Raw genomic sequence first — 17249 nt, forward strand, 5'->3', positions numbered from 1 at the left:
TAGGCGACGATGATATCACCCAGACGCTTTTGCAGATCGTCGAGGTTGCGGGCAAGACACAGGATCGCCATGACCTCGGAGGCGACGGTGATGTCGAAACCTGCCTCGCGCGGGAAACCGTTGGCGACACCACCCAGGCTGGCGGTGATCTGGCGCAGGGCGCGGTCGTTCATGTCCATCACACGGCGCCAGACGACGCGGCGGATGTCGATATCCAGTTCATTGCCCCAATAGATGTGGTTGTCGATCATCGCCGACAGCAGGTTGTGGGCCGAGGTGATCGCGTGGAAGTCACCGGTGAAGTGCAGGTTCATGTCCTCCATCGGCACGACCTGCGCATAGCCGCCACCGGCAGCGCCACCCTTCATGCCGAAGCATGGCCCGAGCGAGGCTTCGCGAATGCAGATCGCCGCCTTCTTGCCGATGGCATTCAGCCCGTCACCCAGACCGACGGTCGTGGTCGTCTTGCCCTCGCCGGCGGGGGTCGGGTTGATCGCGGTGACAAGGATCAGCTTGCCGTCGGCGCGGTCCTGCACGCTGTCGATCAGGCGCTGGCTGACCTTGGCCTTGTCGTGGCCGTAAGGCAGCAGATCGTCGCTGTCGATGCCCAGCTTGGCACCGATGTCCTGAATGGGACGCTTGCTGGCCGCGCGGGCGATCTCGATATCGGATTTGTATTCCATGGATGGCTTCCCTGATCCTTGGCTTGCGCCGGTGTTGTTCAGGCCGCTTCTAGCGGCTGCGCTTGGCGCCATGAACGGTGATTGCGACATATTCATCGCCGGAATCGGCGAAGAGCGCCGCTTCCGTTTCGGATCAGAAACCTAAGGCTGCCAGGCGCGTTGGTCCGGCACATGCAGGCGGACCGTGTCGCCGATGCGCATCTTCCCCTCACGTTCGACCCAAGCGGTGACGCCGCGCTTGCCCTTGGCAGCGGCCTTGAACTTGTCACCTGCCCCCGGATGGGCCGCATTGATCGGCTTGGCAGGCAGATGGCAGGGGCGGTTTTCCATATCCACGACCAGCGTCGCACCATCCGGCATCTGCAACCGCGATGAGGGCGGCAGATGGGTAAAGTCGGGGATACCGCTGATCATCAGCGAGGCGCCGATCAGGGCAGGGTTCAGCGCGTCCAACCCACAAGCGGCGGCAATCGCGGCAAGCTCTTCGGCCGAAACCACGGACAACTGCCGGACGTTTCGGATCTCGGTGCCGCGTGGATGCTGGCTGACGACACGGCTGCAGGACGGGCGCGTCAGGCCGCCATGCGCCTCGCCGGGGATGCCCGCAAAGGTAAGCTGCGCCTCGTCCAGACCACTGGAGGCAAGTGCCGCGTCACGATCCGCGACCAAGCCGATCCAGACAATCGTTCCGGTGATTTCCGTTGGGGTAAGGGCGGGCATCGGGGTCTCCGTTCTGGCGTTGTCAGCGGCAGTATCGGACACCCTGCGCCCGAGACAACCCAAATCACGCGCACAACGAAAAACGCCGCCCCGAGGGGCGGCGTCCGTCTGGATCAGGTCGAGGGTTCCGGTTCCATCCCGCCGTCAGACGCGCGCGGCTTCTTGGGCTTGGTCTTGGGGATCGCCGTCACCGAAGGCGTGCCGCCTGCAGGCGGCGTATCATCGGCGTCCGGGCCGATATGCGGCGGTTCGCCCGCCATCACCCGCTTGATCTCGTCCCCGGTGAGGGTTTCATATTCCAGCAAACCTTGCGCGAGACGCTCGAACTCTTCGTTCTTTTCCAACAGGATGTTGCGCGCGGTTTCGTAGCCCTGCTGAATGAACGAACGCACCTCTTCCTCGATCAGCTCTTTGGTGCTGGCAGAAACCGACAGACCCGCCGTATTGCCCGAATAGCCTTCATGCGCCTCGGCGTAGTCGATGTTGCCGACCTTGTCGGACATCCCCCAGCGCAGCACCATGGCGCGGGCCAACTGGCTGGCCTGCTGGATATCGCCTGCGGGGCCGTTCGAGACCTGATCGGCACCATATTTGATGATCTCTGCGGCCTTGCCTGCCATCGTCATCGCCAGACGCTGGTGGCATTCGTCCTTGAACATGTTGAGGCGGTCCATTTCCGGCAGGCTCATCACCATGCCCAGCGCACCACCGCGCGGAATGATCGTCGCCTTGTAGACCGGATCACACTTCGGCAGGCTGATCCCGACGACGGCATGGCCAGCCTCGTGGTAGGCGGTCATTTCCTTCTGTTCGGCGGTCATCACCATCGAGCGCCGCTCGGCCCCCATCATGACCTTGTCCTTGGCGGATTCGAAGTCGATCATGGTGACGAACCGGCGCCCAACACGGGCCGCCATCAAGGCCGCCTCGTTCACAAGGTTCGCCAGATCCGCACCCGAGAACCCCGGCGTGCCGCGCGCGATGATGCGCAGGTCTACGTCAGGACCCAGCGGGATCTTGCGGGCGTGCACGCCAAGGATCTTTTCGCGGCCCTTGATATCGGGATTGGGCACCGTGACCTGACGGTCGAAACGGCCCGGACGCAAGAGTGCCGGGTCAAGCACATCGCGGCGGTTCGTGGCCGCGACGATGATGACGCCTTCATTGGCCTCGAACCCGTCCATCTCGACCAAAAGCTGGTTCAACGTCTGTTCCCGCTCGTCGTTGCCGCCGCCGTAACCCGCCCCACGGGACCGGCCTACGGCGTCGATTTCGTCGATAAAGACGATGCAGGGCGCATTCTTCTTGGCCTGTTCGAACATGTCGCGCACGCGCGAGGCACCCACACCGACGAACATTTCCACAAAGTCCGACCCCGAGATGGTGAAGAACGGCACACCGGCCTCGCCCGCGATGGCGCGGGCCAGCAGGGTCTTACCTGTCCCCGGAGGCCCGACAAGCAGCGCACCCTTGGGGATCTTGCCGCCGAGGCGGCTGAACTTCTGCGGATTGCGCAGAAACTCGACGATCTCTTCCAGTTCTTCCTTGGCCTCATCGATGCCGGCCACATCATCGAAGGTCACGCGACCATGCTTTTCGGTCAGCAGCTTTGCACGGCTCTTGCCAAAGCCCATCGCACCGCCACGGCCACCACCCTGCATCCGGTTCATGAAGTAGACCCAGACACCGATCAGCAGCAGGAACGGCAGAATGCTGAGCAGGAAGGCTTGGAACACGGATTCTTCCTGGCTACGCGCTTCGACAGGCACGCCAGAGTCGATCAGCAGGTTGGTGATCTCGGCATCCTGCGGTTTGATCGTCGTGAAGGTGCGGTTTCCTTCGACAAACCGAACGGTTTCCCCGTCGATGACAACCTCGGAGACATTGCCGGACCGCACAGCCTGAACGAATTCGGAATAGCTGCGTGCCTGGGAATTCGTGCTGCCCGGCGGGCTGCTGAAGAGGTTGAACAGGGCCAGAACCATCAGGAACAGGACGACCCAAAAAACCATATTACGCGCGTTGCCCAAGGGGGATGCTCCTTCAGTGATCGGGAAGTGGAGCGACAGAGTCGCGTCACAAGCGTTTCGTCTAAAATAGAGACCAATGCCTAATCTTCAATGGGAAACGCCCCAGAATGGAAATCCGCGACAATGCGCGCAGACCAGCCGTTGCCCAGTCCTGCCAGCGGTGCCGCGATCAGGCTGCCGTCCTGCCAGACCGACGGCGTCGCCAAAAGCGTGGTGCGGGGCAATCGCGTGGCGCGCCAGTCAGGGCAGTCCTGCACCGCCTCACCCAAGGCGCGGACAGACATCCCCGGCAGGAACGGACCGGCAATCTGCCAACGGTGATCCCAGCGGATCACTTCCTGTCCTGCGGTCAGGATCGTCTCGTCGGTGGCGGCTGCCTCGCGTGTCAGCCTGACAGACCCGGCGGCCTCGGGCGAGATCAGGACGCCGCCCAGTGTCACTGTCCGGCCCGATCGTGCATCGTCAGCCGCCTTTCGCAATTGCACAAAGCGCGGTCGGTAGGTCTGGCCAGCGACCCAGCACACAGCGGCTGCGAAGACGCGGCGCGGGACGTCCGCGCCCCCAAGCTCCAGCGCCGCTTCCGACACCAGCAAATCCCCCGCCGTTTGTCTGACATGGTCGCGCGCAAAGGTCTGCGCTGCCAATTGCAGCGACATACGCGCCGCCTGCATGTGATCGACGGTCTGCAAAAGCCGCTTGCGGGTCAGGCCCAGCGCGGCGAGCTGTGGCAACATCTGGCGCGCGCGGATGCGGTCGAAGCCGGGGTCGTCATTGCTTGGGTCATCGCTCCAGCCGATCCCGTTTCCGGTCAACCATTCGCGCAAGTCATCGCGCGTGATGCCCAAGAGCGGGCGTCCGATCATCAGGCCATCGCGCAGGGATCGTCGCGACATACCGGCAAGACCGTCCACCCCCGACCCGCGGGCAAGGCGCATCAGGGCGGTTTCAAGCTGATCATCTTCGGTGTGGCCCGTCCAGACCCACCGCGCGCCCTGCGCAACCGCGATCCGCCGCAGGCAGGCCCATCGCCCCTCCCGTGCCGCCGCTTGCAGGTTGCCCTGCCCTGACCACGCCCAGTCTTCGATGTGATGCGTCAGACCAAGTGCATGGGCCTGGCGCGCGACCTGCGCGATCTCTTCGGTGGCCCCGGCACGAAGTCCGTGGTTGACCGATACGACCACCAAAGCCTCGCGCGGGACCACCTGCGCGGCCAGATACATCAAAGCGGTCGAGTCGCCGCCCCCGGAGACGGCCAGAATGATCGGTGTCGGAAGGTCGCCGAATGCAGCCACCGCATCAGCAAATCTTTGTTCCAGAAGCTGCGCTACTGGCATCCAAAGGCGCGCATTTCGGCCTGTGCCACTGCGACTGTCGGATGGCCGGGAAAGCGGACGTTCACCTCGGCCAGCGTCAGGCAGGCGTCCTGTATCTGCCCGATCCGGCCAAGCGAGGCCCCAAGCTTGTAAAGCGCGTCAGGGGCGACCGGTCCGGCAGGATTGCCGGAAAACGATTCAAGATAGGCGCGGGCCGCATCCGTCGTGCGGCCCAGCCCCTCAAGTGCTTCGCCACGCATGAACTGGACCCGTGCCGTCAGGGGGCTGCCGGGGTAACTGGTCACGAAGGACGCAAGTTGATCCACCGCCCCCTGATAGTCGCCCGCATCCAAGGCCGCCCGTGCACGGTCGTAATCGCCCTGCTCGCCGATCGCCAGCGCGGGACCACCAGTATCGGGAACGACCATTGTGGTTGGCGTTCCGGTGATTTCCAGCCCGCCCAGCGGCGTATCGTCCAATTGGCCGATATCGCAGGCCGGTTCCAACTCGCACAGGCGGAAATTCAGATCGCCGATCCTGTTGTTGGCGTCCGCCGTGATCCGGTTGATCCGGAACTCCAGCTCTTCCGAGCGCGACGTCAGCCGCTGCAACTCTGCCTCGATCGCGTTCAGACGCTCCAGCGGGGTGTTGCCGACCGGACCGGTGGTCAGGCCACCTGTGGTCGACAATTCCCGATTGAGGCGCTGGACCTCGACAAACAGCACCGCCAGTTCCTGCCGGATGTCTGCCAGGGTCTCGCCCTGCGCGATGGCAGGCAGCGGTGTCAGCAAAAGGGCGCAGGTAACGATGAAACGGTGCAGCATTGGGGGTCCTTCGGTCTTGTTCAGCTTGTGATAGCCGAGAACGACAAGACGGTCACGGCCCGACGGTTCTGCGAATAGCACGATTCGTCGGAACAGATCTGGATCGGACGCTCTTTGCCGAAGCTGGTCACCTCGAGGCGGTTGGCCGGCACGCCGCGCGACACCAGATATTCGCGCACCGCATTGGCACGGCGGAAGCCCAGGGCGAGGTTGTATTCGCGTGTGCCCTGTTCGTCGGCGTGTCCTTCGATCACGGCGCGGTAGTCGGCGTTGGCCAGAAGCCAGCGGGCCTGACCGTCAAGGATCGCCTGTCCTGTCGGCGAGATCGTGGACTGGTCCACCGCGAAGAGAACACGGTCACCGATGGTCTGGTTGAAGTAGGCGGGGCTGGTGGGATCGCTGGCCGAACCGGCCAGACCTGCGTTCAGACCGTTTGCCCCGCCCTGACCATTCACCCCACCGGCACCACCACCAAAGCGGTTGGGGTTGGTGCAGGCGGCTGTCGCCAGGATCAGCAGCAGGGCTGTCACTTTGGAAAAGACTGTCATGGGTTTCATCCTGTTTATGAACTGCTCGTTTATTCTTGGGGTGACCCTAGCACGGCTTTCCGTCCGGGGGAATCACACATCATTACGGCTGCAACGGTCCCCACGACGGATCGGACGCCCCGCTTTGCAGCGGCACGGCCCGCAGGTTGCGGCCCGAGATATCCACCGAATAAAGCGAGGTCGACCCCGCCGCACCTTGGGTTTCGCGGCTGAACATGATCACGCGGCCATTGGGCGACCATGTCGGGCCCTCATCAAGGAAGGACGAGGTCAGCAACCGCTCTTCGGACCCGTCCGTGCGCATCACCCCGATATGAAACCGGCCTGCGTTCTGCTTGGTGAAGGCCACCAGATCGCCACGCGGCGACCAGACGGGGGTGCCATAGCGCCCGGGCCCAAAGGAAATCCGCCGCGCCTCGCCGCCGTTGGCGGACATGATGTAAAGCTGCTGCGACCCCGAGCGGTCACTTTCAAAGACGATCTGGCTGCCGTCGGGCGAGAGGCTGGGTGCCGTCTCGATCGAGGGGGCGGACGTCAGCCGCGAGTGCTGGCCGGTGTTCAGATCGGTGCGGTAGATATCGGTATTGCCGCCATTCGAAAGACTGTAGATCACCGACTGACCATCGCGCGAGAAGCGCGGCGAAAACGCCATCTCGCCCGGGGCAGTCGGCAGTTGCTGGCGTCCGACCGTGGCAACATTCAGGACATTGATGCGCGGAAAGCCGGACTCGAAGCTGGTGAAAAGCACGCGGTCGCCGTTGGGTGAAAAGCGCGGGGCAAGAACGATCGTGCTGCTGTCGGTCAGGAACTGCACGTTGGCCCCGTCATAATCCATGATCGCGAGGCGCTTCTGGCGGTTGTCCTTCGGGCCGCTTTCGGCGACGAAAACCACACGGCTGTCGAAATAGCCGCCCTCGCCGGTGATGCGGCTATAGACGGCGTCGGCCACCTTGTGGCCCATGCGACGCCAGCCGTCCGTCGTGCCCACAAATTGCAGCCCCTGCCCCAGCTCTTGCCCCGAAAAGACATCATAGAGACGGAACTTGACGGTCATCTGCGTGCCATTGACCGCAACCGCACCCGTCACAAGGGCCTGGGCATTGATCGCCCGCCAGTCGGGAAAAGAGACTGGCTGCGAAAAAGAAGAGATCTGGCTGATGAAGGCGCCCGAAGGTATCTCGCGGAAGAGGCCCGTGCCCGCCAGATTCTGCACCACAAGGCGAGAAATATCGCTGGCAAGCTGTTCCGCCCCCGCCGTTTCGGCCTGAAAGACCGGAGCGGCAAAGGTGATCGGCTCGATCACCCCGTCAGTGATCGTCAGTCTCAGTGGGCCGCTCTGCGCCATGACCGGTCCTGCAAGCAGGAGGGCCACCAGAAGTGTCATCAGTCGTTTCATCATCTCTGCCTCACTCGGGACCTATGGCCCAATCGCCTTCTATCATTTCAACCGCGCCGATGTAATCTGTCCACTCACAAACCTGCGCATGTCATCGCCTACCGCAACCGCATCCCGCTGGGATCAAAGGTGATCACAACGTCCTGCCATTGGTCGTATTTGTCGGCCGGAAGGTCATAGCCCCCCGACTGGCAGCGCAGAATCGCGCGGCGCGCCGCCTCGAATGCCGTGTTTGTCGCGGATTGATCACCGTCGGATGACAGCAGGCGCACCTCGTTGCCGCGCACCGTGCCGTCGCGATCCAGACTGAACCCGACCTCGACAGTGACCCGTGCCGCCACCGAGCCGGGGTCCACGTTCCAGCAGCGATTGACCGCAAGTCGGAAGCTGTCCCGCTCGGATCCCGTCATCGGCGGCCCGGCTGCGACAGCAGGGCCGGGACTGGGCGTGCTGAGTGCGGACTCGAGCGCTGCGGCTACGTCATCCTGCGGTGGCGCGGGCGCCTGTTCCTGCGGCGCGGGTGGTGTCGGCGCGGTCTCGGCGACCGCGGCAGGTTCCGGTTGTGGTGCGGGCCGGCTTGGCCGCGTCTGTGGACGTGCAGAGGTCGTTGGGGCCAAATCCTCTGGCACGATCTGGGTCGTGGTCTCTTCCGGTGCGGTCGCCACTTGCTCTTCGGCGACGACTTCGGCCGCAGCGCTATCGTCGGGAACCACCGCGTCACGCACGACATCATCAACCGCTGCATCGGGTGGCGGCGGCGCATTCAGCGTCGAAGCGACGGTCGGCGCGCGTGGCGGTGTCGGCGTGTCGCTTTCCGGCAGGTCGGGCAAAGGCGGCGTCGGTTCGGGAACGGCAGGTGCGGGCGGTGTGTCCGCCACCTCTGCCTCGGCCGGAGGCGGCGGCGGCGGCGGCGGCGTTTCGCTGACCGGAGGCGTGACAGGCGCAGGCGGCGGCGGCGTCTCGGCGGGGGTCTCGGCCACAGGCGGCGGCGGTGTTTCAGAGACGAGCGGCTGCGCGGGCGGGGCAGGCTCGCCTGTTCCCGGCTCGGGTGTGCGTGCGGCGCGCAACTGATCGAATTCCTCGCCCGAGATGACCGAGACATCCATCGTCTCGATCCGCAGCGGGGCGGCATTCATCCCCCAGCCGACAATCAGCCAGCCGATCAGACCGATGTGGCCTGCTGTAGAGATGATCGTGCCGGGCGTCGCCATGGCTTATCCGTCTGCGCCATCCATGGGCATGGTGTCTGTCACAAGACCAATGTCCGAAAACCCGCCCGCATTGAGCAGCCCCATGATCATTGCAACCCTGTTCCAGTCGTTGCGGCCATCGGCGCGCAGGAAAATCTTGTTGCTGTTGCGCTCGGCGGCGATGGCCTGCAGGCGGGTGACAAGCGCCGCGACCTCGACCTCGGTTTCCTGAATCATCACGCGGCCATCATTGGTGACGGTGACTGTCAGCGGTTCTTCTTCATCGCCGGGCAGTGCCGTCGCGGCGGTTTCCGGCAATTCCACCGGCACCCCGACAATCGACAGGGGTGCCGCGACCATGAAGATGATCAACAGCACCATCATCACATCCACGAAAGGCGTGACGTTGATCTCTGACATCGGGGAACTGCGACGCGAACGGCGGCGCTGTCTTCTGCCGCCGTCGCCGCCACCCTGGATTACGCCTGCCCCCATCGTCAGCTGTCCAGCTGGCGGCTGAGGATGGTCGCGAATTCATCGGCAAAGGCCTCGTATCCGCTGACGATCCGGTCGCTGTCGGACGACAACTTGTTGTAGTAGATCACCGCCGGAATAGCGGCCAGCAGGCCCAGACCTGTCGCCAAAAGCGCCTCGGCAATCCCGGGCGCAACAACGGCAAGGTTGGTCGTCTGCGCTTCGGCGATCTCGATAAAGGCATTCATGATGCCCCAGACGGTCCCGAAGAGACCGACGAAGGGGGCGGTGGACCCGACAGTCGCAAGGATCGGCAGGCTCTTTTGCAGCCGTGCGGCCTCTTTCGCGATGGCCACATCCATCGACCGGTCGATCCGTGCGGTGGCATTGGCGATCAGCCCGCCATCCTCGCGATGGGACCTGCGCCATTCCAGCATGCCTGCGGCGAATATCTTTTCGGACGCCCCGTCAGGATCGGGGCCGATCTCTTCGAACAGCCCATCCAGCGGCTCGCCGGACCAGAAGGCGCGGTCGAAGATTTCGGCCTCGGCCCGCGCCCGGCGGTATTGCAAGGTCTTGTCGATGATGACAGCCCAGCACCAGACCGAGGCTACGATCAGCATGATCATGACGATTTTGACGGTAATTGTCGCGCGCGCGAACAATGCCCACATTGTGAATTCGTGTGCTGCTTCCATGTGCCTGCTCTGCCTCTGGCCCGATTATGGGCTCTGATATGGCAGCAGACTACGCGATTGCTTGGCGGAAATCCAATATATCCCGCATCACATCTGCGAAATGACGCTGGGTGCTAATGGACCGAGCGGCGGATCGCCGCCGGAAGACGAGCAACGGCCCCCTCGGGGGTCATGCAGATGATCGTGACAAGCGCCGAAAACAGCAGGTTTTCGCCCTTCTTGACATCCTGCCGCACGACAAGCCGCACGCCCGACCCCGGCTCCATCCGCGTTTCGACCACCAGATCATCGTCGAAACGGGCCGGTGCCAGATAATCCGCCTCGACCCGCCGGACCGCAAAAACCAGCCCCTCGGCCTTCATCTGCACCTGATCGACGCCCAGCTCTTTCACCCACTCGCTGCGCGCGCGTTCGATGAATCTGAGGTAATTGGCATAATAGACGATCCCCGCCAGATCGGTGTCTTCATAGTAAACGCGAACCGGAAAGCGATGGATCATGAGGGCACCCTGATCCGCGCGGCAAGGCGCATGGCATGGCTGGGGTCATCGGCAAAGGACGGCATGACCGGATCATAGGCCGCACGGATCACATCCGCCACCTCCGGCCGCAGAACGGCGTTGCCCTTGATCACCGCCAAAGGTGACCCATCCATGAAAGCCCTGTCCGACCACAAAAGGATCGTCTGCACCGCCTGGCTCAGCGCCAGCGTCTCGGCCGGGACCGCCGCGAGGTGATCGTCCATCCGCAAAAAGACAAAGGCCGCGCGGATCGCGCGGGCGTCGTCGAAGCGGAAAATGCGGTATTGGTTGGCATCGGCCCCCTGCAAGCGCGCGACCAGCGGTTTCAGGTCAGGGACAAGGCTGTCCAGATGCGGCACGTCTTCCAATTCGGACCAGTCACGGCAAAAGAAGACCATCAGGTTCGCGCCAAGCTCGGGATCGGTCTCGGCCATCTTGTGACCCGCGAGGGCCACCACCGCCTCGATCGCGCCCTTGAAGACCGACAATGTCGCGTCCTGCATGCCAAAGACAACCGGCACGATCGGCCGCCCCCAGCGGGCAAAGACATATGCACCGTCAGAGCGTGTGAAATAGGAGGCCATATCGCTTGTCATCTTGTTTCAAATACTCCCGTCCGAGGTATCGGGCCGATCAGCCAAACAGGTCCGTCTGCCCTTTCGGTGCCGCCAGCCCCAGATGCGTCCACGCCGCCTGCGCCAGCATCCGCCCGCGCGGGGTGCGCTGGATCAGGCCTTTCTGCAAAAGATAGGGTTCGATCACATCTTCCAGACTGTCGCGGCTTTCCGACAATGCCGCCGACAAGGTCTCGATCCCGACCGGCCCGCCTGCATAGCTTTCGGCAATCAGGCGCAGATAGCGGCGGTCGGCATTGTCGAGCCCCAGATGATCGACGCCAAGCCGCGTCAGGGCGCGGTCCGCAATCGCTTGGGTGACGGTGCCGTCGCCCTCGACAATCGCGAAATCCACGACGCGGCGCAGCAACCGCCCCGCAATCCGCGGTGTCCCGCGGGCGCGGCGGGCAATCTCGCGCGCCCCTTCCGGCGCAGCAGGCGCCCCCAGCAGGCGGGCACCGCGCGTGACGATCTCGTGCAACTCGTCCTCGGAATAGAACTCCAGCCGCGTGGGGATGCCGAAACGGTCGCGCAGGGGCGTCGTCAGCAGACCCATGCGGGTCGTCGCACCCACAAGCGTGAAGGGCTGCAATTCGATCCGCACGGTGCGCGCAGCGGGCCCTTCACCAATCACCAGATCAAGCTCGAAATCCTCGAGCGCGGGGTAAAGCACCTCTTCCACCGCAGGGTTGAGCCGGTGAATCTCGTCGATGAACAGCACATCGCGTGCTTCGAGGTTGGTCAGGATCGCCGCCAGATCACCCGCCTTGGCCAGCACCGGACCCGAGGTCAAGCGGAAATTCACCCCCAACTCGCGCGCCATGATCTGCGCCAGCGTCGTCTTGCCCAGACCGGGGGGGCCGTGAAACAGGGTATGATCCATCGCCTCGCCCCGCCTGCGGGCACTTTCGATGAAGACCGACAGGTTCGCGCGCGCCTCGCGCTGGCCGATGAAGGCATCCAGCGTCTGCGGCCGCAAGGCGCGGTCGGCGTCCTCGGGCTGCGCCTCGGGGCGAAGGGTGGGATCGGGGTGTTGCATTAGTTTTCGTTTAGCCCGAACACGCGGGTATGTAACCGCTCTTTCCACGAATTCTCGACCGATACCACTTCGTTAGCCGTCGCCGCCGGTGAAAGTAGTTGCAATATGGAGAACCGGAATCTGTTGGGGTCTCGTTGTTTCAGGTTTGCAGTGACGCCTAGGCTACCGCTCGTATGTGCTTGCCAACGGCCGTAAAGATTCTCATGGCCATAAGCGGAGCCAACATACCGTGCACCATCGGTCTCATCGATGATTAGGTAGACACCGCGCCAGTGTTGCAGCTTTTCGCGCCACGATTTCGGCAAAGTCTTCATTGTGCCAGGTGGAACAACAAAAGTCTCCCAGTCTGGAGCTGGCGGAGCGGTGATCGCTTCAGGGGCCAACTCGAGTATCGGTGCGTTCAGGTTCTCAGCCAACCTCACATATGTCCGCCCTACCGGCACACCGATCTTCAGACGAAAACGAAGGTCGGTGAGGTGGTCCGTCAATGCTGTCTCGAAATGCAGCTGCGTTTCAAACCGAGCGGTGTTGATTGATGGCGCTGTATCTGTCGCGCCGTAGTCAAGTTCTAGTTCTCGAAATCTTCGATCGCAGTAAATCTCTGTAGTGAGTTTCTCCGACACAGATACGATCTCAAAGAGACCCACAAACAGCATTGTTCCCTCCGACAAGGGAATGAAGCTTGTGAAGAACCTCCGCTTGTACAAAGTGGACGCTGCCCGGGCCGCATGGACAGACTGATAGGCTTCAAAAAGATCTGGGCGCTCATAAGCCAATGCGGGAAACATACGTCGGAGGGGCTGCAGTCTGCTAGAGTGCAGGACGACAGCAACCGTCTGCAGTTCCAGTCCTGTAGTTTTCAAGACATCTGCAAGCTGCACCACCTACCCCTTCGGTGCCAAGAGCTTCAAGGCGGCGCGGATCAGGGTCGATGTATCGGCGTCGGGATCGGCCCCGCGTGCCTCTGCCACGGCACTGGCCGCCTCGCCCGGTCCGTAGCCGAGGTTGGCCAGCGCCGACAGGGCCTCGGCCTGGGCCGGGTTCGCGCGCGGGGGCGTTGCCGCCTTGACCACGCGCGCATCCTCGATCACCGCGTCGCCGGTTGCCTCGGCCAATGCGCCGCCCATGGCCATCACGGATGGGGCCTTGTCCTTGAGTTCGATGGCGACGCGCTGTGCCGTCTTCGGCCCGACGCCCTTGGCTTTGGCGATCGCGTTCCAGTCGCCCAGCGCAATCGCGCGGCTGACGCCATCCGCCCCCAATGTCCCCAAAATCGCCAACGAGGCCTTCGCCCCGATCCCCTGCACCGACATCAGCAGGCGGTGCCATTCCTTTTCCACCAGCGAGGTGAAGCCGAAAAGCTGGAGGTTGTCCTCGCGCACCAAAAGATCGGTATAGAGCGCCACAGCCTCGCCGTTGCGGGGCAATCCGGCCATCACCCGATCCGAGACATAAACGATGTAGCCCACACCGCGCACGTCGATCAGCACATGATCCGCCGCGCGATAATCCAGCCGACCGGCAATCTTGCCGATCATGCCCCCGCCCTCGCAAGGGCCGCTGCCAGCGTGTTTTGGGATTGCGCGTGGAACGCGTGGCAGATTGCAATGGCCAGCGCGTCGGCGGCATCCGGTCCTGCAAGCTGCACGCCCGGCAACTGGATCTTTACCATGTGTTCGATCTGCTGCTTGGCGGCATGGCCGACACCGACGACGGCCTTCTTGACCGCGTTGGGTGCATATTCGCCGATCTCGACACCCGCCTGCGCCGGCACCAGCAGCGCAATCGCCCGCGCCTGCCCCAGTTTCAGCGTGGCGACGCCATCCTTGTTCACGAAGGTCTGCTCGACCGCGGCGGCGTCGGGACGGTATGTCACGAAGATTTCGGTCAGTTGCTGATGCAGCGACAAAAGGCGGGGCGCAAGATCACCAGCCTGCGAGTGGCAGACACCATTGGCAACATGGCTGATTCGGGAACCCGAGACGTCGATGACCCCCCACCCCATGTTGCGCAGGCCCGGATCGATCCCCAAAATGCGCATTGCTCGCCTCGGTTTCATTTCTGTTGCAAAATTGCTAGCACAAAACGCGAACACAGGCCAAGCGCGTTACGCGTCCGCGATGCCGCTACCTTGGTTGAATTTGTCCCGAATACGCCCCCTGAACGGCTGAAAGCGACGCGGGATTGCCCTTTTAAATAAGGCGTTCGTCACATTTCTGTCGGAATTCGGAGACATGCAAAAAACGCATATGACCCATGTAAAAATGACACTGGCAATCACTGTTTCGGCCTCCTATCTGGCGCTCATCGGATACCACGCTGCTATGCAGCATTACCAAAGGACAATGGCTATGGCCGTTTTTGAAACAACCCGCCCCGCTGCCGGCCTTTCATTGGGCCGGATCTCCGGTTTCTTCGTTTCCGCATTCGGCGCTGTCGCCGCATGGAACGATGCCCGCGTGACCCGCAACTCGCTGTCGAAACTTTCGGCACGTGAACTGGACGATATCGGTCTGTCCGCAGGCGATATCGACAACATCTCCGAGCGTCTTTCTCGCTAAGATCGGTTCGATCGAACACAAAAGGCCGCGTCCGATGGGCGCGGCCTTTTCGTTTGTCAGACTGCTGTCGCGATCAGTCCGCTGCGACCAATGGCTGAACGAAACCTGCAATCGCCAGCGTTGCCGGATCAGGCTGCATCACCCAGGCCCCGGCACGTTCCATGGCGGTGCCCGCCTGAAGCGAAGCGATCCTTTCGGCATAGCCGCTTTCACCCAGGTAGGCGAAAAGGAAACCCTTGAACAGGAAGCCGATCGCCAGAAGGATCAGCAGACCTTTCAGCGGAAAGCGCGGCCGGTAGGCGCGCGGGCGGGCGACGATCAGCCCGTCTGAATTGACGCGGCGCACAACACCATTGGCCATCTTTTCATGGCGGCGGTTGATCTGCTTAACTCTTTTATCAAATGGGACGTTCGGTTGCACCGTACACCCTCCAGCAATTTATCTAATCGTTGTATTATCGGGTGGAAAACCTACCAAAACAAGAAGAATCAGGACAACCTAACCTTTGGCCAACAAGAATAGGTCACTTTTTGCCCAAGATTAGCGTGGTCCAGTCACCAATCACCGCTTCTTGCAGCAGATTGAACCCGTTGCGTTGATAAACCGCGGTGACCTCTGCGGCTTGCTCGTTCAGGATACCTGACAGAATCAAGCGTCCACCCGCGACCGATTGGGCCGATATTTCAGGGGCAAGCGACACAAGCGGACCTTTGAGGATATTCGCAAAGATCAGGTCATAGGGCCCCTCGTCCTGCAAGGCGGGCGCGGCAAGCCCTGCGGCCACGACACAATTCACGCGCCCCGCCAGACCATTCGCGATGACATTCGCCTGCGCCACCTCGATCGCGACCGGATCGATGTCACTGGCGATGATCGCGCCCTGCACGACCTTTGCCGCAGCCATCGCAAGAACAGCTGTCCCACAGCCAAGATCCAGAATCCGCCCGCCCGAGAACCCCTCGGACACGAGGTGGTCAAACGCCTCCAGGCACCCTTTGGTCGTGCCGTGATGCCCCGTCCCGAATGCCATGGCCGCATCGATCAGCAGCGGCACGCGATCTTTCGGGACCTTGTCCGCATCGTGGCTGCCATAGACGAAAAAGCGCCCCGCTTCGACCGGCGCCAATTCGCGCTGCACCTTCGCGACCCAGTCCTGATCGGGGATTTCGGAGATATTGAACGGCTTGGCCCCGTGCAGGGCCGACAGCACCGCCAATGCGGCGGCATCGGGGCGTTGCAGGAAATAGGCCGCAACCTCCCACAGACCCGAGCCGTCCTCGATTTCGAAGACCCCGACGCCCATCGGTTCCGGCTCAAGCGATTCAAGCACCTCGGCAAGGCCATAGGCCGCGTCTTCGCCGGTGATCGTGGTCAATGCGGTAAAGCTGGTCATGCGGGCCTCTTGGGTTGCCCTTGCCGGTTAGGGCGCGAAGGGCGCGCGGTCAAGAGACGGGTCGTGTCAGCGCGGCCCGCGCGACCAGCGCCTCGGCCCATTTGCGATAGATTTCGGGGCCGGGATGGAACCCGTCCTCGGACATCTCGCGCGGATCAAGCGGCTGATCAAACCCGACAAGAGCAACCCCCGCCGCCCCTGCGGCACGCTTGCACAGGGCGGCCTCGAAGATCGCCGCGCGCTGGCCGACGACCCAGCGCAGCGGTTGCGGCAATGCCGGAAAGCGGCCCACGGGCGGCACACCCGAGGCAAGAATCAGCGATGCGCCGCGCTCGTCCCGCAACCGCTGCCAAAGCCGCGATTGTTGGCGCAGAAAGGCCTGAAGACCCGTCCCCTTGGTGACGTCGTTGATGCCGAGTGCGGTCACCACCAGATCGAAGGCACCCTCGATTTCATCAAGCCAGCGCAGCGCGTCGCGCGTGCGCGCACCTGACCGGGCGATCAGGCGGTAGTGGACAGTGCGTTCTTCCGCCAGCCGCGCAACGACCTGCCCGAGAAGAGCGCGATCTTGCGTCCCCGCACCGACACCGGCGGCTGACGAATCACCGATGATCAGCAGACGCAGCGGCGGCCCGCTTCCCGTCTGACCTTCGCGGGGACCCTCGGCTTCGGGCAGCAGCCTGACCGTCCTGCGCACGTAGACGGCCTGCCGGATCAGGACAGGCGCCAAGATAAGCGAGGCAAGGTGATAACCGCGCAAGGCGCCGTCAGACACCGACACCGATCGGGCAGGTCACGCCTGTCCCACCGATCCCGCAATAGCCGTTGGGGTTCTTGGCCAGATACTGCTGGTGATAGCTTTCCGCAAAGTAGAAGGTCGGCGCATCGAGGATTTCGGTCGTGATGACGCCATAGCCCGCTTGCGACAGACGCGGGGCAAATGCCTCTTTCGACGCCTCGGCCGCTGCCTTTTGCGCCGCCGAATAGGTATAGATGCCCGACCGGTATTGTGTGCCGCGGTCATTGCCCTGCCGCATCCCTTGGGTCGGATCATGCCCTTCCCAGAAGACGCGCAGCAGTTCGTCGTATGAGATCACGGCAGGGTCATAGACGACCCGCACCACCTCGTTGTGGCCGGTCTTGCCGGTGCAGACCTCTTCATAGGTCGGATTGGGCGTATAGCCCGCCGCATAGCCGACCATGGTCGATTGCACACCGTCGAGCTTCCAGAACATCCGCTCGAC

Annotated in this window: 21 protein-coding genes; 1 reads left to right on the plus strand and 20 read right to left on the minus strand. The window is 62.9% G+C overall.

Going from position 1 to position 17249, the window contains the following annotated elements:
* From V7N12_RS08605 to ruvC, 16 genes are all read right to left on the minus strand, one after another.
* Nucleotides 1-683, minus strand: a 683-nt coding sequence (locus V7N12_RS08605) for a formate--tetrahydrofolate ligase (protein ID WP_333714046.1), incomplete at its 3' end; no start/stop codon positions are given.
* A 141-nt stretch (nt 684-824) separates the two neighbouring features.
* Nucleotides 825-1403, minus strand: a complete 579-nt coding sequence (locus V7N12_RS08610; protein WP_333714047.1) for an MOSC domain-containing protein — start codon at nt 1401-1403, stop codon at nt 825-827.
* Nucleotides 1404-1516: 113 nt separating this feature from the next.
* A complete protein-coding gene (gene ftsH, locus V7N12_RS08615) occupies nt 1517-3433 on the minus strand; it encodes an ATP-dependent zinc metalloprotease FtsH (protein ID WP_443089948.1) in 1917 nt (638 codons plus the stop codon).
* An 80-nt stretch (nt 3434-3513) separates the two neighbouring features.
* Nucleotides 3514-4767: a tRNA lysidine(34) synthetase TilS gene (gene tilS, locus V7N12_RS08620; RefSeq protein WP_333714049.1), complete on the minus strand. Its 1254-nt coding sequence runs from the start codon at nt 4765-4767 to the stop codon at nt 3514-3516.
* Nucleotides 4758-5570, minus strand: coding sequence for a tol-pal system protein YbgF (gene ybgF, locus V7N12_RS08625; protein WP_333714051.1), 813 nt, complete (start codon nt 5568-5570; stop codon nt 4758-4760). Before ybgF ends, tilS begins: the two co-directional genes overlap by 10 nt.
* Before the next feature lie 20 nt (nt 5571-5590).
* Nucleotides 5591-6118 (minus strand): peptidoglycan-associated lipoprotein Pal, encoded by a 528-nt coding sequence (pal, locus tag V7N12_RS08630; RefSeq protein WP_333714053.1) that lies wholly within the window; start codon nt 6116-6118, stop codon nt 5591-5593.
* An 82-nt stretch (nt 6119-6200) separates the two neighbouring features.
* Entirely contained in the window at nt 6201-7514 is a 1314-nt protein-coding gene (tolB, locus tag V7N12_RS08635; protein ID WP_443089949.1) for a Tol-Pal system beta propeller repeat protein TolB, read from the minus strand.
* A gap of 98 nt (nt 7515-7612) precedes the next feature.
* Nucleotides 7613-8725, minus strand: a complete 1113-nt coding sequence (locus V7N12_RS08640) for an energy transducer TonB (protein WP_333714057.1) — start codon at nt 8723-8725, stop codon at nt 7613-7615.
* Between the two features lie 3 nt (nt 8726-8728).
* Nucleotides 8729-9199, minus strand: coding sequence for an ExbD/TolR family protein (locus tag V7N12_RS08645; protein ID WP_333714059.1), 471 nt, complete (start codon nt 9197-9199; stop codon nt 8729-8731).
* 2 nt (nt 9200-9201) lie between these two features.
* Nucleotides 9202-9876 (minus strand): protein TolQ, encoded by a 675-nt coding sequence (gene tolQ / locus V7N12_RS08650; RefSeq protein ID WP_333714061.1) that lies wholly within the window; start codon nt 9874-9876, stop codon nt 9202-9204.
* A gap of 113 nt (nt 9877-9989) precedes the next feature.
* A complete protein-coding gene (ybgC, locus tag V7N12_RS08655) occupies nt 9990-10376 on the minus strand; it encodes a tol-pal system-associated acyl-CoA thioesterase (RefSeq protein ID WP_333714063.1) in 387 nt (128 codons plus the stop codon).
* Nucleotides 10373-10981 carry a hypothetical protein gene (locus tag V7N12_RS08660; protein ID WP_443089950.1) on the minus strand — a complete coding sequence of 203 codons (609 nt, stop codon included), beginning with the start codon at nt 10979-10981 and terminating at the stop codon, nt 10373-10375. The genes ybgC and V7N12_RS08660 overlap by 4 nt, the downstream gene beginning before the upstream one ends.
* A gap of 49 nt (nt 10982-11030) precedes the next feature.
* Nucleotides 11031-12050 carry a Holliday junction branch migration DNA helicase RuvB gene (gene ruvB / locus V7N12_RS08665; RefSeq protein ID WP_333714067.1) on the minus strand — a complete coding sequence of 340 codons (1020 nt, stop codon included), beginning with the start codon at nt 12048-12050 and terminating at the stop codon, nt 11031-11033.
* Nucleotides 12050-12931 (minus strand): GIY-YIG nuclease family protein, encoded by an 882-nt coding sequence (locus tag V7N12_RS08670; protein ID WP_333714069.1) that lies wholly within the window; start codon nt 12929-12931, stop codon nt 12050-12052. Before V7N12_RS08670 ends, ruvB begins: the two co-directional genes overlap by 1 nt.
* Nucleotides 12932-12934: 3 nt before the next feature.
* On the minus strand, nt 12935-13588 hold the full coding sequence (gene ruvA, locus V7N12_RS08675) for a Holliday junction branch migration protein RuvA (RefSeq protein ID WP_333714071.1): 654 nt from the start codon (nt 13586-13588) through the stop codon (nt 12935-12937).
* Nucleotides 13585-14091, minus strand: coding sequence for a crossover junction endodeoxyribonuclease RuvC (gene ruvC / locus V7N12_RS08680; RefSeq protein ID WP_333714073.1), 507 nt, complete (start codon nt 14089-14091; stop codon nt 13585-13587). The genes ruvA and ruvC overlap by 4 nt, the downstream gene beginning before the upstream one ends.
* 304 nt (nt 14092-14395) lie before the next feature.
* Between ruvC and V7N12_RS08685 the strand changes: the two genes are divergently transcribed.
* On the plus strand, nt 14396-14611 hold the full coding sequence (locus tag V7N12_RS08685) for a DUF1127 domain-containing protein (protein ID WP_443089951.1): 216 nt from the start codon (nt 14396-14398) through the stop codon (nt 14609-14611).
* A 73-nt stretch (nt 14612-14684) separates the two neighbouring features.
* On the opposite strand, the gene V7N12_RS08690 is transcribed toward V7N12_RS08685, so the two are convergent.
* From V7N12_RS08690 to msrA, 4 genes are all read right to left on the minus strand, one after another.
* The gene (locus V7N12_RS08690) at nt 14685-14972 is read right to left on the minus strand and encodes a hypothetical protein (protein ID WP_333714075.1); all 288 of its coding nucleotides are present in this window, start codon (nt 14970-14972) and stop codon (nt 14685-14687) included.
* Between the two features lie 163 nt (nt 14973-15135).
* Nucleotides 15136-16005: a 50S ribosomal protein L11 methyltransferase gene (locus tag V7N12_RS08695; protein ID WP_333714077.1), complete on the minus strand. Its 870-nt coding sequence runs from the start codon at nt 16003-16005 to the stop codon at nt 15136-15138.
* A 49-nt stretch (nt 16006-16054) separates the two neighbouring features.
* Nucleotides 16055-16780 (minus strand): SGNH/GDSL hydrolase family protein, encoded by a 726-nt coding sequence (locus tag V7N12_RS08700; RefSeq protein WP_333714079.1) that lies wholly within the window; start codon nt 16778-16780, stop codon nt 16055-16057.
* Nucleotides 16773-17249, minus strand: a 477-nt coding sequence (gene msrA, locus V7N12_RS08705) for a peptide-methionine (S)-S-oxide reductase MsrA (protein ID WP_333714081.1), incomplete at its 5' end; no start/stop codon positions are given. The genes msrA and V7N12_RS08700, both read right to left, overlap by 8 nt.

Source organism: Yoonia sp. (genome assembly GCF_036770585.1).
Lineage (GTDB): Bacteria > Pseudomonadota > Alphaproteobacteria > Rhodobacterales > Rhodobacteraceae > Yoonia.